Origin of the sequence: Synechococcus sp. A10-1-5-9, from assembly GCF_047716785.1 — a bacterium.
Taxonomy (GTDB): Bacteria; Cyanobacteriota; Cyanobacteriia; order PCC-6307; family Cyanobiaceae; genus Synechococcus_C.
On record NZ_CP180406.1, the window covers coordinates 875,257 to 901,486 of the forward strand.

30 protein-coding genes and 1 tRNA gene are annotated in these 26,230 nt (G+C 54.0%); 14 read left to right on the top strand and 17 right to left on the bottom strand.

Annotation, left to right across the window (positions count from 1 at the left end; all coding sequences use genetic code 11):
- Positions 1–53 precede the first annotated feature (53 nt).
- Positions 54–320 carry a DUF3764 family protein gene (locus tag ACLM45_RS05050; protein ID WP_006041833.1) on the top strand — a complete coding sequence of 89 codons (267 nt, stop codon included), beginning with the start codon at positions 54–56 and terminating at the stop codon, positions 318–320.
- On the opposite strand, the gene ACLM45_RS05055 is transcribed toward ACLM45_RS05050, so the two are convergent.
- Together ACLM45_RS05055 and ACLM45_RS05060 are read right to left on the bottom strand one after the other, a co-directional pair.
- A complete protein-coding gene (locus ACLM45_RS05055) occupies positions 299–553 on the bottom strand; it encodes a hypothetical protein (RefSeq protein WP_415410923.1) in 255 nt (84 codons plus the stop codon). The genes ACLM45_RS05050 and ACLM45_RS05055 overlap by 22 nt on opposite strands.
- 70 nt (positions 554–623) lie before the next feature.
- On the bottom strand, positions 624–1,334 hold the full coding sequence (locus tag ACLM45_RS05060; RefSeq protein WP_038005039.1) for a putative 2OG-Fe(II) oxygenase: 711 nt from the start codon (positions 1,332–1,334) through the stop codon (positions 624–626).
- Between the two features lie 192 nt (positions 1,335–1,526).
- Here ACLM45_RS05060 and ACLM45_RS05065 point away from each other — a divergent pair, with 192 nt between their 5' ends.
- The 4 genes from ACLM45_RS05065 (at position 1,527) to ACLM45_RS05080 (ending at position 4,635) form a co-directional block, all read left to right on the top strand.
- The gene (locus ACLM45_RS05065; RefSeq protein ID WP_006041837.1) at positions 1,527–2,270 is read left to right on the top strand and encodes an MBL fold metallo-hydrolase; all 744 of its coding nucleotides are present in this window, start codon (positions 1,527–1,529) and stop codon (positions 2,268–2,270) included.
- 27 nt (positions 2,271–2,297) lie between these two features.
- Positions 2,298–2,936, top strand: coding sequence for a secondary thiamine-phosphate synthase enzyme YjbQ (locus tag ACLM45_RS05070; protein ID WP_415410925.1), 639 nt, complete (start codon positions 2,298–2,300; stop codon positions 2,934–2,936).
- Positions 2,933–4,204: an MFS transporter gene (locus ACLM45_RS05075; RefSeq protein ID WP_415410927.1), complete on the top strand. Its 1,272-nt coding sequence runs from the start codon at positions 2,933–2,935 to the stop codon at positions 4,202–4,204. The genes ACLM45_RS05070 and ACLM45_RS05075 overlap by 4 nt, the downstream gene beginning before the upstream one ends.
- A gap of 143 nt (positions 4,205–4,347) precedes the next feature.
- A complete protein-coding gene (locus ACLM45_RS05080) occupies positions 4,348–4,635 on the top strand; it encodes a hypothetical protein (RefSeq protein ID WP_006041841.1) in 288 nt (95 codons plus the stop codon).
- 108 nt (positions 4,636–4,743) lie between these two features.
- Here the strand turns inward: ACLM45_RS05080 and ACLM45_RS05085 are convergent, their stop codons facing one another.
- Entirely contained in the window at positions 4,744–4,929 is a 186-nt protein-coding gene (locus ACLM45_RS05085) for a hypothetical protein (protein ID WP_006041843.1), read from the bottom strand.
- A 100-nt stretch (positions 4,930–5,029) separates the two neighbouring features.
- Between ACLM45_RS05085 and ACLM45_RS05090 the strand changes: the two genes are divergently transcribed.
- Together ACLM45_RS05090 and ACLM45_RS05095 are read left to right on the top strand one after the other, a co-directional pair.
- Positions 5,030–5,182 carry a hypothetical protein gene (locus tag ACLM45_RS05090; RefSeq protein WP_006041844.1) on the top strand — a complete coding sequence of 51 codons (153 nt, stop codon included), beginning with the start codon at positions 5,030–5,032 and terminating at the stop codon, positions 5,180–5,182.
- A 100-nt stretch (positions 5,183–5,282) separates the two neighbouring features.
- Positions 5,283–5,522 (top strand): hypothetical protein, encoded by a 240-nt coding sequence (locus ACLM45_RS05095; RefSeq protein WP_415410928.1) that lies wholly within the window; start codon positions 5,283–5,285, stop codon positions 5,520–5,522.
- Positions 5,523–5,528: 6 nt separating this feature from the next.
- On the opposite strand, the gene ACLM45_RS05100 is transcribed toward ACLM45_RS05095, so the two are convergent.
- Entirely contained in the window at positions 5,529–5,921 is a 393-nt protein-coding gene (locus tag ACLM45_RS05100) for a hypothetical protein (protein ID WP_415410930.1), read from the bottom strand.
- Positions 5,922–6,719: 798 nt separating this feature from the next.
- Between ACLM45_RS05100 and ACLM45_RS05105 the strand changes: the two genes are divergently transcribed.
- From ACLM45_RS05105 to ACLM45_RS05125, 5 genes are all read left to right on the top strand, one after another.
- A complete protein-coding gene (locus ACLM45_RS05105) occupies positions 6,720–7,340 on the top strand; it encodes a hypothetical protein (protein ID WP_415410931.1) in 621 nt (206 codons plus the stop codon).
- Positions 7,341–8,278: 938 nt separating this feature from the next.
- The gene (locus ACLM45_RS05110; RefSeq protein WP_415410932.1) at positions 8,279–9,535 is read left to right on the top strand and encodes a site-specific integrase; all 1,257 of its coding nucleotides are present in this window, start codon (positions 8,279–8,281) and stop codon (positions 9,533–9,535) included.
- A 268-nt stretch (positions 9,536–9,803) separates the two neighbouring features.
- Complete coding sequence (locus ACLM45_RS05115) at positions 9,804–9,968, top strand: hypothetical protein (RefSeq protein WP_415410934.1); 165 nt, start codon at positions 9,804–9,806, stop codon at positions 9,966–9,968.
- A gap of 456 nt (positions 9,969–10,424) precedes the next feature.
- Complete coding sequence (locus ACLM45_RS05120; protein ID WP_415410936.1) at positions 10,425–10,832, top strand: hypothetical protein; 408 nt, start codon at positions 10,425–10,427, stop codon at positions 10,830–10,832.
- Positions 10,833–10,909: 77 nt separating this feature from the next.
- Positions 10,910–11,263, top strand: coding sequence for a hypothetical protein (locus ACLM45_RS05125; protein ID WP_415410938.1), 354 nt, complete (start codon positions 10,910–10,912; stop codon positions 11,261–11,263).
- On the opposite strand, the gene ACLM45_RS05130 is transcribed toward ACLM45_RS05125, so the two are convergent.
- The 12 genes from ACLM45_RS05130 to ACLM45_RS05185 all read right to left on the bottom strand — a co-directional run bounded on the left by ACLM45_RS05130 (position 11,258) and on the right by ACLM45_RS05185 (position 23,418).
- The gene (locus tag ACLM45_RS05130) at positions 11,258–14,374 is read right to left on the bottom strand and encodes a type I restriction endonuclease subunit R (protein WP_415410939.1); all 3,117 of its coding nucleotides are present in this window, start codon (positions 14,372–14,374) and stop codon (positions 11,258–11,260) included. The two genes, ACLM45_RS05125 and ACLM45_RS05130, sit on opposite strands and share 6 nt — an antisense overlap.
- A 6-nt stretch (positions 14,375–14,380) precedes the next feature.
- Positions 14,381–15,253, bottom strand: coding sequence for a GIY-YIG nuclease family protein (locus tag ACLM45_RS05135; protein WP_415410941.1), 873 nt, complete (start codon positions 15,251–15,253; stop codon positions 14,381–14,383).
- Positions 15,250–16,548, bottom strand: coding sequence for a restriction endonuclease subunit S (locus ACLM45_RS05140; protein WP_415410942.1), 1,299 nt, complete (start codon positions 16,546–16,548; stop codon positions 15,250–15,252). The genes ACLM45_RS05135 and ACLM45_RS05140 overlap by 4 nt, the downstream gene beginning before the upstream one ends.
- Before the next feature lie 50 nt (positions 16,549–16,598).
- Positions 16,599–18,335: a type I restriction-modification system subunit M gene (locus ACLM45_RS05145; protein WP_415410943.1), complete on the bottom strand. Its 1,737-nt coding sequence runs from the start codon at positions 18,333–18,335 to the stop codon at positions 16,599–16,601.
- Positions 18,336–18,621: 286 nt separating this feature from the next.
- The gene (locus tag ACLM45_RS05150; protein WP_415410944.1) at positions 18,622–21,111 is read right to left on the bottom strand and encodes a DUF5906 domain-containing protein; all 2,490 of its coding nucleotides are present in this window, start codon (positions 21,109–21,111) and stop codon (positions 18,622–18,624) included.
- Positions 21,112–21,113: 2 nt separating this feature from the next.
- On the bottom strand, positions 21,114–21,323 hold the full coding sequence (locus ACLM45_RS05155) for a hypothetical protein (RefSeq protein WP_415410945.1): 210 nt from the start codon (positions 21,321–21,323) through the stop codon (positions 21,114–21,116).
- Positions 21,292–21,423 carry a hypothetical protein gene (locus ACLM45_RS05160; protein ID WP_415410946.1) on the bottom strand — a complete coding sequence of 44 codons (132 nt, stop codon included), beginning with the start codon at positions 21,421–21,423 and terminating at the stop codon, positions 21,292–21,294. The genes ACLM45_RS05155 and ACLM45_RS05160 overlap by 32 nt, the downstream gene beginning before the upstream one ends.
- Before the next feature lie 310 nt (positions 21,424–21,733).
- Positions 21,734–21,806 (bottom strand) — tRNA-Ala (locus tag ACLM45_RS05165).
- Positions 21,807–21,882: 76 nt separating this feature from the next.
- Positions 21,883–22,506 (bottom strand): transcriptional repressor LexA, encoded by a 624-nt coding sequence (gene lexA, locus ACLM45_RS05170; RefSeq protein WP_415410948.1) that lies wholly within the window; start codon positions 22,504–22,506, stop codon positions 21,883–21,885.
- Between the two features lie 53 nt (positions 22,507–22,559).
- Entirely contained in the window at positions 22,560–22,997 is a 438-nt protein-coding gene (locus tag ACLM45_RS05175; protein WP_415410949.1) for a hypothetical protein, read from the bottom strand.
- Positions 22,997–23,254 carry a hypothetical protein gene (locus ACLM45_RS05180; RefSeq protein ID WP_006041856.1) on the bottom strand — a complete coding sequence of 86 codons (258 nt, stop codon included), beginning with the start codon at positions 23,252–23,254 and terminating at the stop codon, positions 22,997–22,999. Before ACLM45_RS05180 ends, ACLM45_RS05175 begins: the two co-directional genes overlap by 1 nt.
- Positions 23,251–23,418 (bottom strand): hypothetical protein, encoded by a 168-nt coding sequence (locus ACLM45_RS05185; protein ID WP_156783614.1) that lies wholly within the window; start codon positions 23,416–23,418, stop codon positions 23,251–23,253. The genes ACLM45_RS05180 and ACLM45_RS05185 overlap by 4 nt, the downstream gene beginning before the upstream one ends.
- Positions 23,419–23,489: 71 nt before the next feature.
- Here ACLM45_RS05185 and ACLM45_RS05190 point away from each other — a divergent pair, with 71 nt between their 5' ends.
- Entirely contained in the window at positions 23,490–23,831 is a 342-nt protein-coding gene (locus tag ACLM45_RS05190; RefSeq protein WP_415410950.1) for a YbjQ family protein, read from the top strand.
- Between the two features lie 105 nt (positions 23,832–23,936).
- Positions 23,937–24,410 (top strand): hypothetical protein, encoded by a 474-nt coding sequence (locus tag ACLM45_RS05195; protein WP_415410951.1) that lies wholly within the window; start codon positions 23,937–23,939, stop codon positions 24,408–24,410.
- Positions 24,411–24,552: 142 nt separating this feature from the next.
- Here the strand turns inward: ACLM45_RS05195 and ACLM45_RS05200 are convergent, their stop codons facing one another.
- Positions 24,553–26,019: an SLC13 family permease gene (locus ACLM45_RS05200; protein ID WP_415410952.1), complete on the bottom strand. Its 1,467-nt coding sequence runs from the start codon at positions 26,017–26,019 to the stop codon at positions 24,553–24,555.
- Positions 26,020–26,230 lie beyond the last annotated feature (211 nt).

The window sequence follows — 26,230 nt, forward strand, 5'->3', positions numbered from 1 at the left end:
TTAAGGATTGCTAATTCTGGTGATAGTTTCCGCCAGCACCTTGATCCTGGTCGATGGAAACTCACGTCCTTACTTTCACAATCACCAAGTCATTCAGCGATTGGGCCAAGGTCTACGACGAGTCACTGCCATTCCAGAAAACGCTTGGAATTACCTCCCTGTTCCGCGGTGTCAGCAAGGATGATCCCTCCAAGGTGTGTGCGGTGATGCAGGCAATGCCGGGTGTGCTGGAGCAGTTCATCGCCGACAACACAGACATGATTGCCTCCTCAGGGCATGTCCTAGAGAGCACGTTGACTCAAGTTTTCATCGATTCCTGATGGCCTGACGTCCAGCACGGGCCTGGACCACCCAGAACACGGGGGGCGCGGTCAGCAACGATGGGTCGAGTTGACAGCTGTGTTGGATCCTTCACATCGAGAGCAGCGGCTGGCAGTCCATCCCTGAGACCGCGGCGGAACGGAACCTGCATCTCAATGTTCAGCATCTGATGGCGGATGATCAGCTGATCGAGATTCCTCTGTCCGTCCTGATCCGGTCTCGCTGCGCGCATTACTTGCTGCAACAGCTCTGTTTGTTCGATGAATCTTGAATCAATGCAACCAATGAACTCTGACGGGTCTCTAAAACCCTTTGGCCGTGGGGCGCTGACTCGAGAGAGAAATGTTGCCGAGGGGTTGCTGCTTTGAGGGTTGCTGCATCGCGGCTGGCGCAACACCAGGTATTGCCACGGCATTGAAGGCAAGAGACCAGCGTTCCCCGTCTCCACGGAAGGGCATCACCGAATGGGGTTGCCAGGCCGGGAACACATAGAACTCTCCGGGGATGGGAAGCACGTAATGCGCCATTCCGGTACGGAACGATTGCAGATGCCAGTCTTCCGGGCCGTGGAAGCAGAGTTGGCCATCAAAACTGTTGGCATTGATCTGGGGTGGCACCTTCAGAAAGATCACCCCGGAAAAGCTGCCGCCGTGGGTATGGGTGGGGTTGTAGTCACCTGCGGTCTGGCAATTGAGCCAGAGATCAATCATCTGCAAGCGGTAGCGACCGGGAACCCAGGGGCCCCGACCTTGGGGAGGCTGACGGTCCATCACGTGGCGGATCCAACGCTCGCAAGCAGGCAGAAGGTGGTTGTTGCTGAGGTCCTGCACTCCGGGTTGCTCAGGCCGCAGTTCGCGTTGCTGACGCAGTTGACCCGCCAGCTTCGCGGATGCATCGGGGCTCGAATCTGGATTGGCCAGAATGCTCTCACTCAGTGCAATCAGTTGCTGGAGCAGAGGATCCGGCAGGGTGCCCCGCAGGATGGAGCGGGGAAACAGATCGAGAACGTCCACCAATGGCTGGTCTTCTCCTGGCATTTTGGCAGCCCAAAAGAGGGTGGGCTGCTCATCCCGATCGTGATGCTGCGTCACGCACTCCTTGTGCAGTTACTGCTTGTGATCACCGTTGCCGCAGCGGGAACAGTCGTAGCTCTCGTCGTCAGAGGTTGAACCCCTACGGTTTTTGCATTGAAAAAAGATGCACCCATGACCGCAACTGCCACTTACCTCGGCGCCAATGGTTGGTTTCTCGAGGTTGCGGATCTGCGCGTGCTGTTGGACCCCTGGCTGTTTGGCCCCCTGGTGTTTCCCCCTGGCCCCTGGCTGCTGAAAGGAGAGATGCCCTCGCTGCAGCCTGTGCCTGAGTCAATTGATCTGCTGCTGCTCACCCAGGGCCTTCAGGATCACGCCCACCCTGAAACCCTCATGATGTTGAGCAAAGATCTGCCCGTGGTGGGATCTGCCGCAGCGGCCAAGGTGGCGAAGCGGCTGGGCTTCACCTCCGTTCAGACGCTTAACCCTGGTGAAAGCACAGAGCGTGGCCCTTTGCAGATTCGCGCCACCGCTGGTGCTGCCGTTCCGGCCGTGGAGAACGGGTACCTGCTCGACTGGCCTGGTGGATCTCTCTACTTAGAACCCCATGGGGTGCTGGATCCCTCCCTAGAGGAGCGCCCCGTGCAGACGGTGATCACACCTGTGGTGGATTTAGGCCTGCCCCTGGTGGGCAACTTCATCACCGGCGCCAGCGTGATGCCGGATCTGATCAGCCGCTTTCAGCCCCAACAGGTGCTGGCAAGCACCACAGGCGGAGACGTGCGCTTCAGCGGCCTGATCAGCAAAGTGCTGGAAGCTGGCGGTCAGTCGGAAGCCAGCCCTGAGGCCACCGAGAGATGCATGCTGATCACCCCCACCGTGGGTGAAGCCATTCCCCTCGCAGCGAGCCCTAGCTAAAGCGATAAGAATCGGAACAGAACGTCAATGGCGCTGGATCAAGCGCTCAGCCGACTGGAGATACAGACCAAGGGTTCAGGCTTCAATCGCATCGATGGTTCCCTGAACAATTGGATCCGCAGCACCCAGATGCAGTGCGGCGTTGTACATCTCACCTGCCTGCACACCAGTTGCAGCCTCACCATCAATGAAAACGCCGACCCGCGGGTGCTGCTGGATCTCGCGGCCTGGATGGACGCGATCGTTCCGCAGGATGGCGCCGGTCCACTGGCAGCCAACGGACAGCGGCGGCGTTACCTGCATGACGACGAAGGCAACGACGACATGCCGGCCCACATCCGCACCGCGCTCACCCATCAAACCCTGAGCCTGAGTGTCGAGAACGGCCAACTGCTTCTCGGGACCTGGCAAGCCGTGTATCTCTGGGAACACCGCTCGGCGCCTCACCGGCGCACGATCGCTTGTCACCTGATCGGTGAAACACGAACAAACAAGAAAGCCGTTGCCGACACCAGCACCAACCTGCAACGCCGCAATGGCGAAAAACTGAATGAACTGGTGCAGGCAAAACACATCCCGGAAGCCTGGGCCGAGGATGGCGGCGTGGACACCGAGGTGGATCTACTCATCGACCGCCTGCATGACATCGCAGACGACCCACGATGACCCCGACGAAACCGACAGCCAGCACCATCAGGGTTCTGCTGGCCGGCCTGATCGGCAACGTGATGGAGTGGTACGACTTCGCGGTGTATGGCTACTTCGCCACGGTGATCGGCCGTGAGTTCTTCCCATCGAGCGACCCTGCCAGCTCCCTGATCGGAGCCTTCGGAGCCTTTGCCGCAGGCTTTCTGGTGCGGCCCTTGGGCGGTGTGGTGTTCGGCCGCATCGGCGACCTATTCGGTCGTCGCCGTGCCCTCAGCCTCTCGGTGATGGCGATGGCAATCCCAACCGTGCTGATGGGAGTGCTGCCAACCCATCAACAAATCGGTGTAGCGGCTCCGATCGCCGTGGTGGTGCTGCGGTTGATCCAGGGGCTGTCCGTAGGCGGCGAGTACACCAGCTCGATCATTTTTCTGAGCGAACATGCCCCCCAGCGCCAGCGAGGGTTCTACGCGATCTGGGGGCTATGGGGCTCCGTGCTGGGCATGCTGTTGGGATCCGGCTTCGGGGATTTACTCGCCCACACCCTGACGCCCGATCAGTTGGGGAGCTGGGGTTGGCGTTTGCCCTTCGTCTTGGGAGCTCTTGTTGCCTTCACTGGCATTGTCATTCGCCAGGGGATCGGCGCGGAGGTAATCGAACCGAAGGTGCGAGCACCGGTACGGGAGACGTTCGGACGTTACCGGCTGCAGGTGCTGCAGGTGATGGCCCTGAACATCGCCAGCAGCGTCGGCTACTACGCCACCTTTGTGTATGCCGTGAGCTATTTGGAAGACATCGACAACTTCCGCGACACCACAGCGCTGAGCCTGAACACCGGCATCCTCGCGGTGCTCTTGCTGTTGTATCCGATTGCGGCCTGGCTATCGGATCGCATCGGACGCAAACCGATGCTGATCAGCGGGTCTGCCTTGATGTGTTTCGGTGCGCTGTCGTTTTTTGATCTGATGCACAGCACTGACCCGCAGCTGGTGCTGCGCGGAGAACTCGGACTCACCATTGCGGTCGCCCTGCTCGCTGGCGGTAAGAATCCAGCCAATGTGGAGCTGATGCCCGCAGCTGTGCGATGCACCGGTCTGGCCGTGGCCTTCAACATCGCCGAGGGTTATTTCGGAGGGACCACCCCCTTGATTGCCACCTGGTTGATCAGCCGCACAGGCAATCCAATGCTTCCAGGAGCCTGGGTGGCTCTGGCAGGGCTGATCACTTTGATCACGGCGGTTTTCTTTACCCGCGAAACAGCATTCCGGCCCTTGGAGGAGTCACCCTGAAAGAGGGTTGCTACAAGGAAACTATCCGCATTTTTGGCCATGAACGCCGAGGGTGAGATCTGGCCAATGGTGCTGGTGGCCGCCAGCGTGGTGATGCTCTTGATCACCAGCAGCGGTACGTTTGAGGTGGTGGGAGCTGGCTGATGTGTCTTTTTGCTGCGCTCGGGCTGATCGCACCGCGAATCATCCTGATCCTGTTGTGGATTTTCAGTCCAGCCTTCGTTCTGGAACCATTCATGGGTCTGCCGATCCCCAACCCAATTCTTCCTCTGCTGGGAGTGGTGCTTCTCCCCACCACCACCTTGGGTCTGTGCTTCGCCCAATCCTCTTTCGGGGGGTTGAGCAGTTTCAGCGGTCTGCTGGTGGTAGCCATCGGCCTGGTGATTGATGCCGGTTTGATCGGTAACGGCCGAGGACTGGCGAAGCGCTAACTGAGCTCAGTTGGAGCTCTGTCCATCATCCATCGACCTTCGCACCAGAAACTGGGTCAGTGACAGCAGGGCAATCAAGGCACCAGCAGCAATCAGAAGGGTCATGGCTCAGGAACGCTCACGCATCAGCTGATCCAAGCGTGAACGCATGCGCATGAACTGGGAGCGCTCCCGCTCATTCAAGTCCACTCGACGGGAGGACACCCACAGCACCAAGACAGTTGACGCCAGCCCTACAGCAAACAGTGCCAGAGAGATGGCATCAGGATGATCGAGCACCAATCGTTCAGACATCAAGGCATCAGCCTTGCATGAACTGTTGGGAATGGCTGTGAATACTCATTGACGAAAAGCCTGCAGATTTCAACGGTGTAGACAGTGAAGATGATCAGCCATGACAACACCCACTGCAGGGCAGCGAACGACCACCTTGAAACCGGGTAGCAAGCCGGATCGAAGAGCTCAACAGGAGTACATCGAAGCCTGGATGCGCGACGACGACATCAACCGACGGGAACGCCTCAATCACATCGAGTACGACTGCTGAAAAACGGCTACAGGACGTCGCCGATCAGACCAGTCATCATCATCTCTGCAAGCAAAGAATCAACTGAGATGAGAACGACTCAATCAACAAAAGAAATCTCATGAACAACCTGCTCAGAATCGCTCCGCTATCAATTGCGCTTTTCTTAATCGGAACAAGCGGTCTCAGCTCCAAAGCGGGTTCAGCCTCGTTTCAGTCGGTCGATCAGGACGTGGCCACAAATCGCGCCTTGGGCAAAGTTCCTGCAGGGAAAAGGGTCACCGACACGTCCTGCGAAGAAAAACAAGCCGGAGGGATCGGGGGTGAAACTCTCTACCGCTGCACCGTGACTTGGGATTAAGTGAGATCAAATTGCAACTGTTGTGGAGACGTCATTTAGCGATGGCGTGAAGCAGATCCAGTGCAACCGATGTTGCTCATTGCTCCCCCTCCGAGCCAGAACAAGCATCGGGACAACAACATCACCGCGTTCAATCCGCTCTCTATATGCGATCACGAGTTGGCGATATCGACAGGCAGTCCAACCATGGTGTTCGACCAAACAGCTTTGCCAGTAATCACGAAGAGATCGTTGACAGTCATCCATGCCGAAGTGTTGCCAGCAAACTTGCTGAGCAACCAGCGGCTCCACTCCATCGGCGATCAGCATGCGGTAATGCACAAGTTCAGGAGATTCCTCACGCCCCTCAGGCGGAAGGTAACAACGGAGCTGACTGAGCTGAATACGGTCAAGGCGCATCCAGCAACGATCTCTCAATAAAACAGGTAGCGACCAAGACCAAACACCGGCATGATGAACATCAATGAGAATTTGGCGGAGACCTTCACGCTGCTTGATCGTGAGACCTGTCAACAGCGCATTTGAATTATCCCTCCATCCCATGCGCAATCATCATCTGACAATCAGTCTAATACCAAGCACGAAGAGGCCTAGGAGTCGAATTACCACCAAAGGGCAGGCGACAAAGCCTAACAGCACAAACAGATTGAACGACCGTTAAGGCCACCCTGAAGAGGCAAATCATTCCGCAATAATCAAAACAACCAGGCCATCATTCATTCAACAAGATCATTAATTAGTCAGATTCAACACATCCAAACGGACACAGGAACGGCAAATTATTTGGCAGCTGCGTTAGACGCCATACCCCCCTATCGCCGCCAGCATGCCCACAAAAGCGACCAATGAGTCGATGCAAACAAGCTCACAGAACTCCACTACAGTCCCAATCTGTACATCAAAGCAACAGCCGCAATGGATGGCCACGAAATAGGGCCAGAAACATCACTTCGCGATCGAAAAGCATCCGACCGTTGACTCAATAGAGCAAATCAAATAAACCAATAATCAAACAATAGCAAGAGAATACCCACCATTAAACCCAAACAAGCGCGCCACAAGAACCGAAGGAAGACCCTCAACCCCCTAATAAAAAGAGACAAACGAATCCATCAGTTACAGAAGGAAACAAGTCACTCATCTTCTAGAAACGATTGGAACATGATCAGCAGTAGGATGGCGTGAGATCAATTCACCATGATGAGATTCACGCTTGCTGCTCTTGCTCTTATTTATGGCGCAACCGCGTACAGCATCAACGCTGACGAACTCAACGTGACTTATCAGTGCTTTGATCGCAAAACCAAGAGACCCATCGCAGCCAGTAGTGTCGACTTGAGCACAGAAGAAATAGGTTGTGAGTTGATAACGCCCGAAAGGAATTCACAAATACCCGAAGAAACAGACAAAAACACATCAACGCCTGAAAACCCTTCTGCAAACGAAGAAGCTTCAACCTTCAAGACTACGATCAATTTTGAAAAACAAGCGTGGGAATCATTAGCGACTCAAACACAAGATCAAGTCAACATCTATCCGCGAAGCTTCCCACTCGCAGCTCGACGCGCCATTAATTTAGCAAGAGGATCAGTCGTAACATTCAACGGAGGCCTAAGGATTTACCGGCCAGGATCATGCATGTTTACGAGTGCCGTGAATAATCCATGCCTCATTCACGCGAGTCGGGACGGCTTCCAGTTTCTAGTCCCAGGCGGCAAGCCAGGGTGGGAACAGTCGAATGCTCAACCAGAAACAACAACCAGAGTATGGATCTCGGGTGATGGAAGAACACTCTTGAACGCTAGCAGTGCAGACTGAAAGCGCTTAAGCCTCTAATCCCCCTCTTAATACTGAGGGCCTCAGCACAAAACAAGGAAAGCGCTAAATAGATCACCTAAAAGATAAATTCATTCTCCTCACATGAGAGAAAGTGGTCTTCGTAATCATCACGTTCTTGCTTGAGCAAAGGCCAAACCCAGTCTCGCGCAATCTCGCGTTCTAACCAATCAATCATCTCCTTTTCAGAATGAGATTGTGGTGACCATAAAGGAGAATCTTGGCATTTCATCTGACTACTAGTAAGCAGGTCGTCATCGTTAAAGTAACGAGAGACAATCGCCTGATGCGACTCAAACCCATCAATTCGCTTTACGCATAAATCCATTCCATCCGCAGACAACGCCGAGTAATGCCGTTTACATTGATCTCACCTGAGAATTGCCAACCTGAACATCGCCACAAAACAATCCGAAACCTTGAGACAAGTTGAGGCAAGAACCAACGCCCCCTGAAGAGGCACAAACCCCAAACTCACTGCAGCATGGAGAAGTACTCCTAACCAGGGAGGCAGGCTTTCCTTAACCACCTCAAGAAAATCAAACTCCAAAATGCAATCAATCAAAAACTAGTATCAACCACCGAGACGCGAGAAAGATAAACGATGCAAATACATCCAACACAAACTAAATACTAAATTTGAATCTCTTAAGAGAGCGACAATCACTCACTTTTGGTCCTTACATTCAATGGAGCCAAGGAGACTCGAACTCCTGACCCCCTGCATGCCATGAAAATACTAGCAAGGCTGAGACTGGTTGCGACAACAGGCTCTAAGCCCAGTGCTACTGGTGCTTTTGACGGATAGCCACACAGCTTGCGACAGCTTGCCATGGCAAGAACAGACAGAAATCAGACTTGAAAATCAGACTCAATTCCGCCAAGCTTTGACCATCTCCACGAGATGACGAAAGGGGTTCATGGCTCAGGCACAGCTATGGCTAAAGACGCTGCGCCAGGCCGTGAAGGGTGACTACGGGCCGGGCTGGATCCTCAAAGAGCAATACGACCGCTTCAAGATCGGCAGAGCTGAAGCTGGCAATGCCAGACACGGCAAAACCCAATTCGTCTCAACCGACCTGCCGTTCGCTCGTGGCAGTCACCGGAAGGTCCTGAACCTCATCGGCGAGATGGTCGCCAAAATGCAGGACCCAGAATTAAACGTCGGCCTGGCCGAAGCTTACGAACTAGTTCGGGGCAGCACTGAAGTCACTGGCACCGCCATCAACTGGGAGGAAGTTCGTTCCCGCTACAAGGCCAGCAGAGTTGATTCAGGAACTGTCAAAGCCAGTAACTACGCAGAACACGAGGAATATCGGATCAACCGAGCCTTTGCCCTGATCACAGCTCGCACTGGCGCGGCGCACGATGGTGGTGGACTCATGCGGCTTTATGCCCGCAAACACCTGTTGGAGCTAGAGCCAGGGTCGTCAGGTCGCAAACGCAATCTGTTGGACGTCGCACGGTTTCTCAAATTTGCCGTCCATAAGTGCGGTGCAGACAAGAAGTGGCTGCCCTTAGAGGCAGACGATCTCCAAGAGCTGATTGGTCATCGTCAAACCGCACCCAAGCCAACGGTGCCAATCAAGCCGGAAGAATTGATCGCCCTGTTGAACGGGCTTGAGTCCGACCCATCACTGATGCTTGCCGTTGGGCTTGTCGCATTGTTCGGGTTGAGGCCAGCAGAGCTGATGGTGCTGTCTGTTGACGATGGCAACCTGAAAGTTGGCAACGTGAAGCGCAACGCTCACAGCTCAGCAACACCTAAGCCACCGAGGACTGTTCAAGAGTTGCCGCTGAAGGGGCTTCAAGGCGAAGGGGCGCGCTTGGTGCAGCTCTTCCAGAGCGGCTTGGTGAAGCTGCCTCAGAGCATCCGAAACCTTGATGCAGGTGCGTTTAAGGCTTGCGGCCACACCTTCCGGCAATATCTCGACCGCAATGCGACCTGGCGGTCATTGAAGGCGTCTAACCCTGAGCTAACGCCCTATTCACTGCGGCATGGATACGCATGGCGAGCCGCCAAGTATTACCCGCAACCGTTACCCCTTCGAGACACCGCAAAGCTCATGGGCCACGACCTGAAAACGCACATTCGCCACTACGGGCAATGGACTGACGACGCTTCCACGAAATCGGCGGTCGAAGCCTCCATTCAGTCCCTGGTAGGAGCGGGCTAAGTAAGCGTCAGCAGCAGATGAAGCAACAGCCGTAGTGATTTTTTCATTTATCGGAATCTTCTTCTGGAAACTTGATGACCCTTCCGTTGAATCTGGCCTCTCCTGGGATGCCATGAACATTCCTGAGGTGTGCCTGCAAGCCAACACCTCCCCAGGCATGTCCAAACTGCTCACCACAGTGGGGCAATAACTCGCGTGTAGGTTTCGATCAATCATGTGCCCAGCGTGGCTAGATGCTTTCAAAAAGGCATCTAAACCGTCAGAGGAAGTGGCCCTAATCGTGTTCGGCAAGCTCGATGACATTCCGCAGCGTTACCCACTGCAGCTCTGTCCATGGTGGTGGCCCCCACTGCGGCAGATCCAAATACCCGTTGGCGACGTCAGTCCAATGCCGCTTCGGCTGCGCCCAGCTCTCGGGAGCTACACCCCATAGCGGGGAGTTACCTCTGCATTCCGTATGAGCTTGAACGTGCTTCCGAAGCGTTGGCAGCCCTTTCGGAGCCATCTCCAAATATGTGGCCCTTAAATCTGGTCCCGAACGCAGATACGCACCTAGTGCGCCCAATTTCAGCAGCCTTCTGAGCGTTGTAGTCGTCTTAAATCCCAGCTTTGCACTGGCCTGACGCAGATTGACTATCTCCATCGAAAAAGGTGTGCCATCAAAAAATTCTGCTGCCTAGCTGAAGACCGCGCTACGAAAAACCCCACATGTGCGTAGCTAGCCAGGACCCAGTTGCAGTCGCCATCCGCTTCATAGGATCCCCTTGCGCTTAGCTGAACAATGACTGGGAGAACCACGTCCTCAACAGAGATCAAAACCGGCGCGGGGCGTTTTCCTCTTGTTCACAAGCTGATCCACTTCGCCGATATCCGCCGTCACTACAAGGACATGCGGGAGGCCCTGATCGCCTCAAACCGCCAGGCAGGCTCGTACAAGGGGTGGGTCACGCGCTGGAAGAAGAAGTACGAAGCCTCCGAGCTCGCAAAAAAGAAGCTGGAGCTCGACATTGCGCAGCACCTGGCCGACAAGCAGGAGTTGGGCGACCAGATCCGTGAAATCAGCGAGAAATTCCAGGGCATGGGGACCACCCTCGCGAAGCTTGAGGCGTTTGAGGCTGCAGTCGACCACCTCTCTGAGATGAAGTCAGTGGCTGACGAGCAGCAGCGTGCGACTGGCTACTGGAGCGCAAATGCGATGACCGATCTCAGCCGTGCGGTCGACACCTTTTTGGAAACTGTCGACGAAATCCTGCAGGAGGACTTGAATGAGGTTGATTCAGATGGCCGTGAGGTGTGAGCAGGCGTCGTCTTTCTGATCAGTTTCGAGATCAGCTGGGCTCTCTTGGTGAGTCCTTGGCAAAACACACGCGTTCCTTGGAAGGTCACCTGGAACGACAGGAGGTCTCCCTGCTCGATCGTCAAGACGAGCTTGAGCAAGAGCAACGCCATCTGTTGTCCGGTGTTCCCGATGCGGATAGGGAGCTTGAGAAGCTCTTGATCCCCTTCCTGAAGGGCGACTTCAAGCTGATGACAGTCTCAGAACTCAAGAAGTTCTGCACCTCCAAGGGCTTACGCAAAGTGTCGAAGCTCAAGAGACCAGAACTTCTCAAGCTTCTTGGAGACAACGACCTACAACCACCACCCTTGCCTCCCGACAAGGTGATCAAAAAGCTCAAGCGAGCTGAGCTTGAGGCAATCGTTTCTTACTTTGTGGCCAATGCCCTATGAGGCAGCACGGTCTCGAAGTGCTTCCCACAGGCCAAATTTTTCGATCAATAGCTCCATCATCTGGGCTCTGACATAGGGATTGTCCAGAGCCTGTTTGCTCATGCTCTGGTGGGCATCAAGCGCTTCGATATAGGCATCCATAGAGCTGGTCAGCAGATCAGGAGATGTTTTGAACTGCTCCTTGCTGTTGTTGGCAGCTTGCTGTTGGAGGGTTTTTGATCCGAGTAGTTTGTTCTGGATGACTTGGGCGTACATCACCTTGTCATCATCTGTGAGCTCACCAGTGAATAGCTCGTTGAGTTTTTCGATAATTTCCGATAGCAAGACTTTGTCTTTGTCTTGAACTGCTCCACCCCCCGGCTTCATGCCTGGGATAGGGATAACTTCCCCTTCAGTGAGGTCAAGTTTCTTAAGACCTTGATTTTTAAGATGGTGATGCGTCAGAACGACTTTTGATAGGTCAATCTCTGGGATGTCTCTCTCGAATTCAAGAAGAGGTAGGAGTCTCTTGAAGAACATTCCTCGCTTCTCATAATCCGTATTCTCGTAATTAAAGACCTGGGACAAGAACGTATAAAAACGGACATATGTACCCATGTCTGAGCGGAATAGCGTTAAGGAATCCATTTCTTCCTTGGCTTCCTGCTTCACATCTTCGTCATTGAAATCATCCGCTGTTTTGAACTTGGTACGTGCTTCCTTGAATGCCGTCATCAAGCGCTGCGCTACTGGTTCTAGAGCGCTGTGCAGCTGGCTCTGTTTGCTCTTGGGATCCATCAGAACCTCCACCACACGATCGATTTCGAAATCGTCGTAATGGTTTTGTGCATCTAGCTTGGCTTTGAGCTCCAAGATCAAATTGGGGTCTGTGGCTTCAGCCAGTTCAGCTGTTGCGTAATAGGTCTTGAACGCGGCCAGTATGTCGTTGGCCTCATTAGCAAAGTCGACGACGAAGGTCGTGTCCTTGTTTGGATGGCACCGGTTCAGTCTTGAAAGGGTTTGTACGGCCTGAATGCCCGCAAGGCGCCGATCCACGTACATCCCGCACAGCTTTGGTTGATCAAAGCCTGTTTGGAATTTGTTAGCGACCAAGAGGATCTGCCTGTCATCGCCTTGAAATGCTTCTCGGATATCGCGTCCGTTCAGCCCTTGGTTGAGATTGCTGCTTTTTTCGGTGAAGGGATCAGGTCCTGACTCTCTGTCGTTCACCTCACCGCTAAAAGCAGCAAGCGTCCCAATTGTGTAGCCCTTGTCCGCGATGTATTTATCGATTGCGAGCTTCCATCGCACAGCTTCCTTTCGGGAGCCAACCACCACCATGGCCTTAGCTTTGTTATCAAGCTCTGGCCAAACAAACTCTCGGAAATGCTCGACAATAATTTCGACTTTTTGAGCGATGTTGTAGGCATGTAATTTCACCCAGCCCATCAGTTTCTTTTGGGCTGCATTGCGCTCGACTTCGCTCTCGCTGAGCTCTTGTCCCTGCTGCGCCAGCTTGAAGGCGAGTTTGTAGGTGGTGTAGTTCTGCAGGACATCAAGGATGAAGCCCTCTTCAATGGCCTGACGCATTGAGTAAACGTCAAAGGGCTCAGGCAGGTTTTCTCCGAATGCTGGTTCGTTGGGGTTCGGCCTTCTGCCGAACAGTTCCAAGGTTTTTGCTTTGGGTGTGGCGGTGAAAGCCACGTAGGTGATCCCGCTTTCCTTGGCTCGGTTAGCCATCTCGGCGGCAAGGATGTCGTCTGTTGAGATCTCGCCTCCGTCCTCCATCTCAGCGATTTCTTCTGCTGAGAGCACCTGCTTGAGCTTGCTGGCTGCCTCGCCTGTTTGAGAGCTGTGGGCTTCATCGGCAATCACCGCGAAGCGTTTGCCCTCGGTTGCTGCCAGTTTGTGGACGGCCTCCAACGCGAAGGGGAAGGTCTGAATTGTGCAGACCACCACCTTCTTGTCGCCACTGAGAGCATCAGCCAACTGCTCGCTTTTGCTCCCGCCACTGCGGCTGATGGAGGCGACAACTCCTTTCCTGCGCTCGAAGGCTTCCAGGGCTTCTTGGAGCTGGGTGTCGATGACGTTGCGATCGCTCACTACAATCACCGAATCGAAGATCTTCTTGTTCTCTTCGTCGTGGAGCTCTGAGAAGAAGTGAGCTGTCCAGGCAATGGAGTTCGTTTTGCCTGAGCCAGCTGAGTGCTGGATCAAGTACTTCTGACCTGGGCCTTCTGCCTTGACCGCTGCAACAAGCTTTCTGGTGACACGCAGTTGGTGGAAGCGTGGGAAGAGCACCCGGTGGATTTCGTTCTTCTTGTTCCGCTCGGCTGTCAGGTAGCGGCCAAGTATTTCCAGCCAGCTTTCGCGTTCCCAGACCTCTTCCCAGAGGTAGGCCGTCTGATGGCCATCACTCAGTGGATTGCCTTTGCCGCAGTTCTTTCCGCCTGGATCGCTGCCCTTGTTGAACGGGAGGAAGAAAGTCTTGAAGCCCTCGAGCTTCGTGGCCATCTGCACTTCCCGGTTGCTGACAGCGAAATGAACCAGTGCTCCGCTCGGGAAGCTCAGCAGCGGTTCTGGCTTTTGTCCTGCTGGCTTGGGCTGCCTGTCCTTTTTGTATTGGTAGACCGCGTCATCAATGGACTGGGTGTTGTCGGTCTTGAGCTCAACGGTGGCAACAGGAATGCCGTTGAGGAAGAGGACGAGATCAATGCAGTTCTCGTTGTGGAGCGAGTACTTGATCTGCCGCGCAACCCGAAGCCGGTTTGCCTTGTATCGCTTGAGGATTTCTTCGTTGAGTCCCAGAGCTGGCTTGAACTCCGCCAGCTTCAGATCACTCCTTAATCCGAAGACGGCTACGCCACCACGGATGACTTCAAGTGTTCCCTTCTGATCGAGCTCTCTGCGTACGGCACTGAGGAGTTGGTCCTGAGCTCTGGATCCGAACTTGCTCTGCAGGCTTTCCCAGGCATCAGGCCAGGCTTCTTGAACCCAGGCGATGAGGTCTGGGGTGTAGATCGCTTTCTCGCGTTCGTAGTCCTGAGCAACAGGGTGCTTATAGATCCAGCCGTGGCCGCCTAGGTGCTCACAGATCTCCTTTTCGAACTCAATTTCGTTGTGCAGTGCCATCGCTGATTAGCTCCCCGGTTCTCGCTTGACCTGGTGCAGAGTGCGTCCTTGGCGGTCTTTCCATTCTGTCCAGCCATTGGCTCTGCGTCCTAATAGAGCCATCGCAGCACCACTTGGTGTTCGAAACAGATGATCTTTCTGAAAAGTCAGTTGACCTTCAGCATTTTTTGCCATTGCTCCTGAATCGATCAGCCGTTGTCTCCATCGGCGGTTGGCGTCTCCAATGGACTGGGAGTGCTCTGAATTCGCAATCGAGCCAGCTATGACAACAAAGCCTTCTGAGGTGTAAACCCCTTCTCCCGTCACGCCTTGCTTGGTTGCCTGTATGTAGAACAAGCCATCAGGTTCTTTCTCCTCTGGCTTGCTACTGACAACTGAATCAAAGAGCGGGAAGCCCAGGCTGGAGACAAGGATGCTCCCCGTCTCGAAGATCTCCAGGCATTCCGCCTCTAATGGTGCTGGTGTGTGTGGCCTCGATCCGCTGTTGCCGTTTTCATCGTTGAACCGGCCTGCTTTGCGGATTTGCTGGAGGGAATGCCACTCCAGGAAAAGTGCGTGAGTTTGGGTAAGGCTGTTTGTCTTGGAGATGAGGACCAAAGCGCGTTCCCAGAAGTCCTTCTTCTGGTTGTGAGTGGCAAGCCGTGATCTCAGGTCACCTGTTTGGCCGACATAGACCTGCTGCTCTCCCTCTTCTGAATCTTCTCCAATCAGTAGGTAGAGACCAACCTGAGAGCTTTGCTCCATTTTTAGGAAGTCCGACAGCAGGCTCCGTGGCACTTCAATGACCTGGACGATCCGCGTCGTGATCTCAGCAATCCGAATCCCATGGGCATCACCACTGGGAAGGAAGATCTGGATTGTCTTCGGGGAGGTGGTCATGCTGAGGCCTCTCCAGGGAAAAGGCCACGCACATCAATTTGGCCTGTGACCGCTGCTGAAATCAGGGCTGAGCGGCGTTCTTGGAGTAACGCAATCTGAGTTTCAGCAGCTGCTTGAACACTCTTGAGTTGACTATTTGAGGCGCGTATGTGGTCGTCTATTGCTTGTTGTTCTTCAACTGGGGGGACAGCGCAGACCACGGCCGATAATTTGCTGGCTTTGATTCCAAGCGCTGTAGAACCAGTGCTTAGAGAGTTCAGCTGCTGCTGGCATCCAGAACTAATTAGCCACCACATTAAAAAACTGTTGGTCATGCGACCCACGGTCCCTCTAAACTTCACGACTCTCTGAGCCAGCGCGATGTCTTCTCGATCGATTAATGCGACCTGGCCAAGTGGGGCCTCCATCGTGAATAGAACATCCCCTAGAGAAGGTCTCCCTCGTTGTAGAAGCTGCTCGGCTTCTACGGGATCCACATATTCTTCAGATAGACCGTAGTCAATCTCTCCATTACGAATGTTTTTGGCTGTGACAAGCAGTGTCCCTGAGTCGCATTTGGTTGGCGTACGCCCTCTGTAGTCCACTATTGGTCCAATTGTTTTTGTTAGCCCCATGACGCCCCAATGTTCTGGCACCTCTCCAAGCCACTCCACTCCCGAATCCTTCATCGGTGCATCCGGGTTAAGTCCCTTGGTCACGGCATGTGAGATCACCGCCTGCCGCTTTTCTTGAAGCAGTTCGATCAGTCGCTCTTGCTCGGCAATGAGGGCATCGATCTTCGTGGTTTCATGATTGAGGAAGTTTGCGATATCAGTTTGTTCGTCCAGGCTGGGTATTGCTATGGGGAGATTTTGAATTATTGGCACGCTTATGTTTAGCTGAGCTGTTCCCCATCCCTCAACCGAGAAGTATTCTTGAGAAGCCTTTGAATTGATGACGTACTCTAAAAATTTACCGCTAGCAAGTTGGCTTGGGGTTGTAATCAGCATCGTAAAGCAGTGGCACCTTCCAATTTCGTTTCCGATGAGAACAGTCTTGCCTGCGTTACCTGTTCTTACGCTAACCAAATCTCCTTCTCGAATTATTTTGCTTTCGCGTTCTTTTGCGAATGCAAACTTGGGGTCAATTTTAAGTATTTTGCCAATAATTTTTCCTTCTCTAATGTTTGTTGCTCGTAAGATAGGGATTCCGTCGTCGGAATAAGCATGTGTAGCGGCTTCGGCAATGCCAACAACATTCCTCTCTGAGACATTTTTGAGCCTTAGTTCTTTCCAGTGCTGTGGTATCTCTTTCAACCATTTCGAATTAGTGTCTTTGTAGCTCGAGTGTCTAGGAAAGGACATGTCTAAAGTCCTCTTATCATTTCAAGGATTTGGCTGGACACATTCTTTAGTTCAGTGTCTATCTCCTCAAGTTGCCTTGGTGGCGTAAAGACGTAAAAGTGTCGGTTGAATGGAATCTCGTAGCCAGTCTTGGCCTTTGTATGGTCAATCCAGGCGTCTGGGACGTGAGGAAGAACTTCTCTGGCGAAGTAGTCCTCAACCTCTTCTGAGAGTGGAACATTCTCTGTATCGCGCAAGTTGCTGTCTGCTTGTGGTTTGCCTTTGGCTTTTCCACGCTGGCCTACGACCACATTCCCCTCTTCATCCCGTACGGGCCGTTCCACCGTGATGGTTTGGTAGCCAAAGTCGGCATTACGGAAGATCTTGCTGATCGGCTTTCCATCGTGTTCTGCTTCTTCAAAAGAACCAAAGAGTTTGGTGATCTGATCAATGTGCTCTGCAGAAAGTTCCTTGCGCTTGCTTCCCAGGCTTTTGCGCATCTTCTGCCAGAAGTCACTGGCATCAATTAGTTGCACCTTACCCTTGCGTTCTTCCGGTTTCTTGTTGCTCAGTATCCAGATGTAGGTGTTGATTCCTGTGTTGTAAAACATGTCTGTTGGCAGGGCGATGATCCCTTCCAGCAGGTCGTTCTCGAGTACATAACGGCGGATTTCACTTTCTCCGGATCCAGCTCCGCCTGTGAAAAGTGGAGATCCATTGAGGACGATGCCAAATCTGCAGCCGCCATCTTGCGCCGGCCGCATCTTGCTGATCAGGTGCAACAGGAACAGCAACGATCCATCACTGACCCTTGGCAGCCCTGGTCCAAAACGCCCAGCGAAGCCCATCGCCTTGTGTTCGGCTTCGATTTCCTTTTTGATCTTTTTCCACTCCACGCCAAAGGGCGGGTTGGAGAGCATGTAGTCGTACTTCTCTTCCGCCAGCTGATCGTCAGAGAGGGTGTTGCCGAAGCAGATGCTGTTGATGTCTTGCCCCTTGATCAGCATGTCCGCCTTGCAGATGGCGTAGGACTCGGGGTTCAGCTCCTGGCCACTCAGCACCAGGCGAGCTGAGCTGTTGTGGCTCACCAAGTGTTCTTCCGCCACGCTCAGCATTCCTCCTGTTCCAGACGCTGGGTCGTAGAGGCTGCGGACGATGCCGGGTTGGGTGAGTGCTTCGTCATCTTCAATGAAGATCAGGTTCACCATCAGGCGGATCACCTCACGCGGGGTGAAGTGTTCTCCTGCTGTTTCGTTGGAGAGTTCAGCAAACTTGCGGATCAGCTCCTCAAAGACCAGTCCCATCTCGGCGTTGCTCACCGTTTCTGGGTGCAGGTCGATCTGAGAGAACTTCTCGGTGATCAGGTACAACAGGTTGGCTTTTTCGAGACGGTCCACCTGGAGGTGGAACTCGAAGCTTTCAAAGATGTCCCGTACCGCTGGGCTGAAGGCTTGGACGTAGGAGCGCAAGTTCTCGCCGATGTTGTCCGCGTCACCCATTAGCCGCTGCATGTCCAGCGCTGAGCTGTTGCAGAAAAGCTGGCCTGCTTTGCGCAGCATGAAGGGCTCTGGGTCGAGCCCTTGTCCCTCTCTGAGCGCCTTCTCCTCTAGGACGGCTGCCTTGGTGGTCTCTAGGACGCAGTCGAGCCTTCTCAGGACGGTGAACGGAAGGATGACCTTTCCGTAATCGCTCTGCTTGTAGTCACCTCGCAGCAGGTCAGCGACGGACCAGATGAATGCAGAGAGGTTGGTGTCGGCCACGCGTCAGAAGGTCTTCAACTCGATTTTCAGCCAGTCCTGGCAGACAAGGCATCCCTCGAGCGAGGGATGCGACGAATATTTGAAGGACAGCGAGAAGAGATTCTGGCAGGGGATCTCTTGCGGGCTTTATCCAGCTTTTCGCAGTCCATCAGCCAGCCCCCTGCTTAGGCAAGTGGGGATCATCACCGCTGTCGACATCAGCTCCACTCCCGACCTGAGATGAACTGAAGACATCGAGTGATCCTTGAACATCACCGTGGGAGACGGATGTGATGGACGTGATGGACTACGGTTCACACCCTTTCTTACGGGGCTGGAAAACAGGTCGCTGATGACGCGATGCCTTCAGGAGATATTTCTCATCTCCTATCGCGGGTTGAGGAGTTTCATCTCCTTCATCACGGCCATCACTCACTGAGGTTTCGACGTCACAGGCTTGTTCCGTTAATTGCCCAGCTCGTCTCAGAGATGCCCACTCGATGATGCCCTTGGCATCGCCATCTTCTTTGTGCCGCAACCTGACGTGCGGCAGCAGCGAGCCCCTAACGCGATCGGAATACGTAGGGTCACCATCTGGCGGCAACGGGAGATCCAGCGCATCCCGCAGCAGTGCAACCAGCTTCGACTTGAAGTTGTTTTGGCCGTACGCCCTGAAGTTCTCGCGGTCTTCAACCCACTTTCGATAATGAGGAAGCAGCCAACCTTGAGCAGGATCAGCGTCGATTTTGCCGATGCGAGAATAAGGGATGCGCGGATCCCAGATCAGGTTCTCGTCAGCCCACTGAGCCAGGTGATCGGATTTCAGCAATGAAGCCAGATCAGCCTTTGCGCGATTAAGGCTTCGAACATCACGCCTTAAAGCCTGGCGAACAAATGACGGGCTGAGGGACAAGACCTTCGCCGCTAAGCCAGGCAGCTGATCAGCAAGCTCACCTACCCATCTCCCTTGCTCCTGCTCCAGCATCCGGCGTTGCTTGGATGGTGGAATGACCTTGGTGATGTGAACGCCACGGCGACGATTGTGGACCGCACCAGAGACATCAGAGACGCGGATTGGGTTGTTGCCCGCAACGACAACAAGACCTTCGAACACAAAATTGATGGCCCCATTGACACCCTTCAGCTCAGCCGGAACGCTGTCGCGACCAGTCATCGCCTTCAACACTTCCAGCGAGCCGGAATAGCTGCCGGATTCTGGAAACACCGCCAATCGAGCCTCCCTATATCGGATGGTTTCGAAGCGCATCAAGGGGTTTTCGAGCTTCGCGAGGCTCCCCGTAACGCGGTTCTCTAAGCCGACAAGAGCTTCGAGACAGGCGACAACAACCGACTTCCCGACATCGCTGCCCCCAATGATTTCGATGAAGACCTTGGCCTGCATCCCTGTGAGAGCGACAAAGCAGGCTGCATAGATCAGAGCAACGGTGTCGTCATCACCCAGGCGGTCTTTTAGGAAGGCATCGAACTTGTCGCATGGTGCATCCACCCCTTGCCACGGATATGGAAGGCAATAGTCATTGCCGTACCTCGGGCTATGCGGAAGCAACGCCTTATCCGAGAGGCGCAGCATGCCGTTGCTGAATGGGATGAACCCACCACGACATGGCGGAACGACATTTCCAATCGCCCTTCGGAAGCCAGCAAGGTCGCTCGAAACAGTGGGTTTTTCACGGATGACCCAACCCTTGAGGTCGTAAACGCCTTCTATGGCGCGCAGTGCATAGTCGTTCCCGTGAAGTCGCTCCCAGTGGGTGCCGGTGTAACGGCGAAAGGAGGTCTCACTCGCATAATCAGCCCGCCATTCATGTCCGATGACCTCCTTAATCTCAAGGACACGAGAGTGGGTGTCTTCGGGCTCATCAGGCTCTGCATCATCACTTTTCAGTGAGTTGGCGTAGCGCTGCTGCAACGCTTGCACCTGCTCCTTGGTCGCCTTGACCTTTTTCCGCGCTTGTTCCAGCAACAGCTCGCTGTCGATTGGGTCATAGCCCAACTCAGCCATGCAACGGATGAGAACGCGCAGATTGCCGCGTATGAAATCAGCCCTGAGATCTGCAGACCATCCTTTGTAGATCTCACGCAAGACCGCACGGGGCTTGGCGAAGGAAACCTCCCACCAGTTGCCACCGTTGTTGAAGAACTCGCAAGCACCACCCTTGGCACCAGCAACCTCACGGGGGAAGAAGCCAATGCGGGCTGCCTTATTGGCTATGCCAGCACGAATCAACAAGCCCCATACATACGGATTGTGGGCAGCATCAGCGTCGTAAACGACCTCTTGAACTGACGGAGGGATGATCCCGTAGGCACTGACACTGGGCAGCGCCACTGTCGTTTTCCCTGTCTCTAGATGGATGCGGAATGCATCCTTCCAGCCTTCAGTCGCGATGATGGGCTCACCATCGCCGAAGACCTTCAGGCTGAACTTGCAGCCCAGAGGTGTGAGGTACTTGCAAGGATCGCCTTGCTTGTTGCGAGGCTTTTCGTCGCATCGGAGATGAGCGAACCCATCACTGAATGGGAACAGGATGCCGCCGGATGACTGCCTGACACCATCCGGACCAATGATGCGGAAGCGAGCGTCTAGAGCTTGCTCACAAGTGATTGAGCGTGCTCCGTTGGCGTAAGCAAGCCTTACGGGACGCTTGCTGCCAAGCTCCGCTTCAAGGTGTCTGCGGTGGCTTTCACGCAGAGCCGTGGTCGATAGGTTGGGGAGAGAAAGATCAACCCCTCGACCCTTCGCGCTGGCAGGCGCGGGGGTCTTTTTCTTGCCCACCTTCAACCTTCCTGGCGAGCTTGAAGGCCGCGTTGATTGAACGCAGCACGAACAGCAGCCACGTTCCAAACAATGGTGCTGCTCCGGGTCGGTCCCAGCGTGTAGTGCAGGTTGTTTTCCAGGAATCCACCCTTGGATTCCATCTTTCGTTTCAAAGTGTCTTTGCTGATGCCGAGCTCGCTAGCTGCGACTGGCGTTGGCTTCCATTCCATCGGAGTTCAGGGTCGATCCCTGAACCTCAAGAGGCAAATCCGAGCCAGTGCGCTCTAGAGCAGGCCAGCGAATATTGAGGCCAATGCAGTCCTGCTTCATAAGTTGAATGTCCTCTGACTGGACATCCAAGCCTTTGAAAAATCGCGACCGATTTCGGCGACCCATGAGGTTCAGGTGTTTTCTTTTCGACCTGTCCCTTGGGACACCAACGAAGTTCCTCACCCTCTCGGTCTAAAGGGGGGCCAACCGCTAACAGACCAACACTAGATGCAGTGTTGAGAGGCTGCAACCAGCCCACTTGCCACTACTAGCAGTTAATCAGCAATACCCCTGACCAGAAAAAGCTTGAGAGCAGAAATCAGACTCAAAGGTCAGACTCACCGTCGTGAGACGTTGGCTGAGAGTTAAATGGAGCCAAGGAGACTCGAACTCCTGACCCCCTGCATGCCATGCAGGTGCTCTACCAGCTGAGCTATGGCCCCAATGCGTCAAGAAGGCCTTGGCCGTCTCTCCGTCGTGCCGAAGCTTACAACGTCACGGCGCCCATGGCATTGCCACTCACACCTGCCGCCACACAGCAGCCAACTTTCCTTGCACCTGCACCTGATCGGCAGGCACCTCGATCGGGTCATACGCAGGGTTAGCGGCTTCGAGTCGTATGACAGCGCCATCCCGATGGAAATACTTGAGAGTGGTTCCGCTCCCCGGCACCAACGCACTCACAATCGTTCCCTCACGCAAACGCGATGGCTCGATCACTGGCTCCATCAGCACCACATCCCCGTCGGCAATGTGAGCATCCACCATCGAATCACCATTCACCGTAAGAGCAAACAAACCACGAGTTTCCAGCACAGGAGCCAGGTCCAACCGCTCTTGCACGTCATCAAAGGTCTCGACCAATCCACCGGCAGCGACAGCCCCCAGCACGGGAATCCCTGATGACACTCCGCCGAGCAGCTGAAGCGTACGCGCCTGTCCCTCCTGCCAGGTAATCCATCCCTTCAGCTGGAGGTGGCGCAGCCGACTCTGAACCGGCGCAGGCGATCGCAGGCCCATGGCCTGCATCATCTGGCGAATCGAGGGGCTGTGATGATGACTGCCTATGTAATCAGCAAGCCATTCGTACAATTCCTGCTGAGCAGAAGTCAGTGGCTCGGGGGATCCAGCGGGCACCAGCAATGCACATGTTCGTCAATACATGTGTACCGGTGACAAGCAAATCGCGCAAGGGCTCAACCAGCCCCCCCTAGTCCGCAGATCCACTTGGCCTTCGCTGGTGTGTCGTCACGACCGATGTAATCGAGCCACTCTCCCTTGGCAGACTGGCGTTGCAACCGCATCTGGTTGCAGAGGGCCCGCATTCGCAGCAAGCGCACCTGCCAATCCACTGCCTCCTTTTTCTGCAGGAGAAGCGCACCATCGAATTCGACTCCAGCAGGAGTGCGAATTCGATCACTGAGATATTCAGCGGCGCGCAGTGCTGGGGTGTGAAGTCCCTCCATAAACAGCCAAGGCCGAACAGGCAGATCGCCGGAAAGCGTGAGCGTCTCGCGAATTTTCACCCATGTCGACGGTTCCATTTGCGGCTGCCAGGTATCAGCCGTCGCTGGACCACCGAAAACGGCAGCAGCAACGAGGCACGCTCCGCCTGCGGACATCATGCGCATCATCACGACACCTCCTGGTCCGGAGCGGACTCGGTCCGTTGACGGATCAACTCTGCCAACATTTTGAGTTTGGCGTTTTCCGATTCCGAAGCCCGCGACGCCATCCAGGAACTGGCAGCCTTGAGCTGGGCGAGCTGCTGCAGCAGTGACAGCGAGGTTTCGCGCAGGGTCTCGAGGTCATCACACTCTCGAATGAAGCGGCCCCATTTCTCAGTTTCAAACGACTGCTCCAGACCGCGCTCGAGGGGATCGATGCTCATGACTCCGACTCCATCTCAAGCATTGGATCGGGCTCTCCATCGGAGATGGCTTTCGCCCGGCGGTAGAAGGCACTATCCGTGTCACCGGATGCCTCCATCGATTCCATGATGCGCATCCAGTTGTCCCGCTCCTGCTGATCCATCAAAACGCAGAGATTAGGCAAACCTTAAGCCGGTTCAGCATGGCCACCGATGCGTAGGCCATGGCTATCAAGACCTTAAAAGCACAGTCCTTATGCTGATCACCTCAACTCCCAGCATTGAAGGGCGGAAGATCCTTCACTATCGGGGTCTGGTTACTGGAGAAACGATCATTGGTGCCAATATTTTCCGCGACATCCTGGCTAGCATCACTGATGTGATCGGCGGAAGATCGAAGGCTTACGAAGACGCCTTAATGACGGCTCGTGAAAATGCGATCGAAGAAATGAAAAGTCGAGCATCACTGATGCAAGCCAATGCAATCGTTGGCGTTGACTTGGATTACGAGGTGTTTGGTGAAGGAGGCATGATGATGGTCTCTGTGAGCGGAACCGCAGTTCTTCTCGAAGGCGGCACAGGTGTACCCATAACTTGAGTTGGCTCTTTGAAACTGCCGATGCATCGCCTCTAGTCCTCCCTGGGGGATGAATCCATCACTACCCCTAAGTGCAATGCCCAACAAAGCATCCGGCTATTGTGCATGAAAAGCATTGTCTTCATGGACCTCCGAACCGCAGGAGTTGTGATTCAGATCCTGAAATTGATGGCCCTGTCAGATGGGAATGTGGCAGCGGAAGAAGAAGAGCTGTTGGAGTCGTTAGGCAAACTTTATTTAAAAGAAGCCTCCATCCCATCATGGACAGCGGCCTTCAATCACCCCAATGATTTAGAGGTGCTAGCGGAGGAAATCCCTGAAATGCACAGAGCTCTAACCGCCAAACTGGCCTACATGGTGATAGCAGCCTCGCGAGACGCCTATCAATTCACTGTCAATTCAGATGAACAGAAGGCTTTTGATCGGCTTTGCGATCAGCTTGCCCTCGATCAAAACACACGAGATGAGTTAGCAGCACAAGCCAAAAACGACCTGTCTGAGCGCCCAGGACTCTGGGAAATTTTATATTCAAATTTTTCATCTCAGTTCAGCATGGGAAACACTCCCGGTATTTTTTAAGAGCGTCACCTGGCAATGCAGATACAAACGATCAACCCTCTTAAATACAAGACTTTTAATCAAAAAAATCACGGAAGAATCTTTACGCAGACACTACATAGATATATTTCTGAGCTATATTTTTCAAACCTCCAAAAACCCGTCACCCCCACAACCGCAGAGATTGAACTAGAGGAAATGCTAACAATGCAAGAACGATAATGCTTAAGCAATTCAACCAGAATCCTGCTCGAATCATGTCGCTGATCTTGATTTGACCAGTGCCGTAAACAATCGCATTGGGTGCTGTGGCTGTGGGCAACATGAATGCAAAACTACCCGCCAATGCAGCCGGAAGCACCAAAACCGGAGCATCGAGACCAATGGCGCCCGCAACAAGCACGAGGATGGGCACAGCTGTGGTGACCGTTGCCGTATTGCTTGTAATTTCCGTGAGGAAGACAATCACACTGATCACCAAGGCAACTGCCAGCCAAATTGGAACCAACTGAAGACCTGAAAACATCGAGCCCAGATAGCGGCTTAATCCGCTGCTTTCAATCGACGATGCAAGACTAAGACCACCTCCAAAAAGGAGAAAGATTCCCCAGGGTGCTTGAGATGCGCAATCCCAATCCATAGCAAAACGTTCACAGCGTCGATCCATCGGAATCACAAACAGAATGAGCGCTGCTGTGATGGCAATCCCCGCATCTGTCAGCCCAGAGAATGGCTGCCATCCTTCGATCATCACACTCTTAAGAGGTAAACGAATCATCCACATCAAAGCAGTGCCAGCACAAACCAGCAGAACGGCCCACTCACCAAAACGCATTGGATCAGCCTGTTCCAATTCACCTTGAACATCGAGAGCACGTAGGGAATCAGAAGAATCCTGAAGAGGGAACAAAACCCAAGCGAGCAAGGCCCATGTCAGTGGCACCATCACCAGAACAATCGGAACCCCAAGACGCATCCATTCTAAAAATGACACCTCCAGGCCAAGACTGGCCTGGAGGTAAGCAGCTGCTACTGCATTCGGCGGTGATCCAACGATGGTTCCAATCCCACCAATTGACGCTGCATAAGCCACTCCCAGCAAAAATACTGTTGATCCATGACGCCGGTTGACGCCATCCTCGTTCAGCCGATTGGCAATACTTTCTGCAATCGGCACCATCATCAAGGTTGTGGAGGTGTTCGACATCCACAAACTCAAAAAGGCTGCAACTGCCATCAAGGCTCCAAGGATTCGGCGGGGGGTCCCTCCAATGTGGCGCAACGCGAAAGTGGCGATTCGCTTGTGCAAACCCCATCGCTGCAGGGCCAACGCCAGGATGAATCCTCCAAGAAACAACACCAAAAGAGTGCTCGTGTAGTGGCTGACGATCTCTGCTAAAGGAGCCACCCCAACGATCGGCAGCACGACCAATGGCAGAAGAGCTGTTGCATAAATCGGAATGGGCTCAAGCATCCACCAGAGGGCCATCCAAATCACAAGAGCAGCAACAACACGAGCAGAAAATAAAAGCGGCTGAGTCGCGCCGTCTGCATCCACGAATGAGACAGGAATAGCAATCGCAATGGCAGCCCCAATCAATGGGGCCAGCAAGAGAGCTAGACGGCGCATCTCAAAAATCCGAGGAATCATTCGCTCAGTCCTTTTAAGTGACCACGATCAGTGACGCTGCATCTATGTACTCCTATGACCAGTCGCAATCGGCGCGCAGCCTCTGATCACCACGCTGATCAAGGTGCCACAGAACGACTCGCTTGCTGCTCATCAAAATCAAGTGAATCTGGCTGAAGCGGCAAACGTCGGGTGGGAGCAAATGAATCCC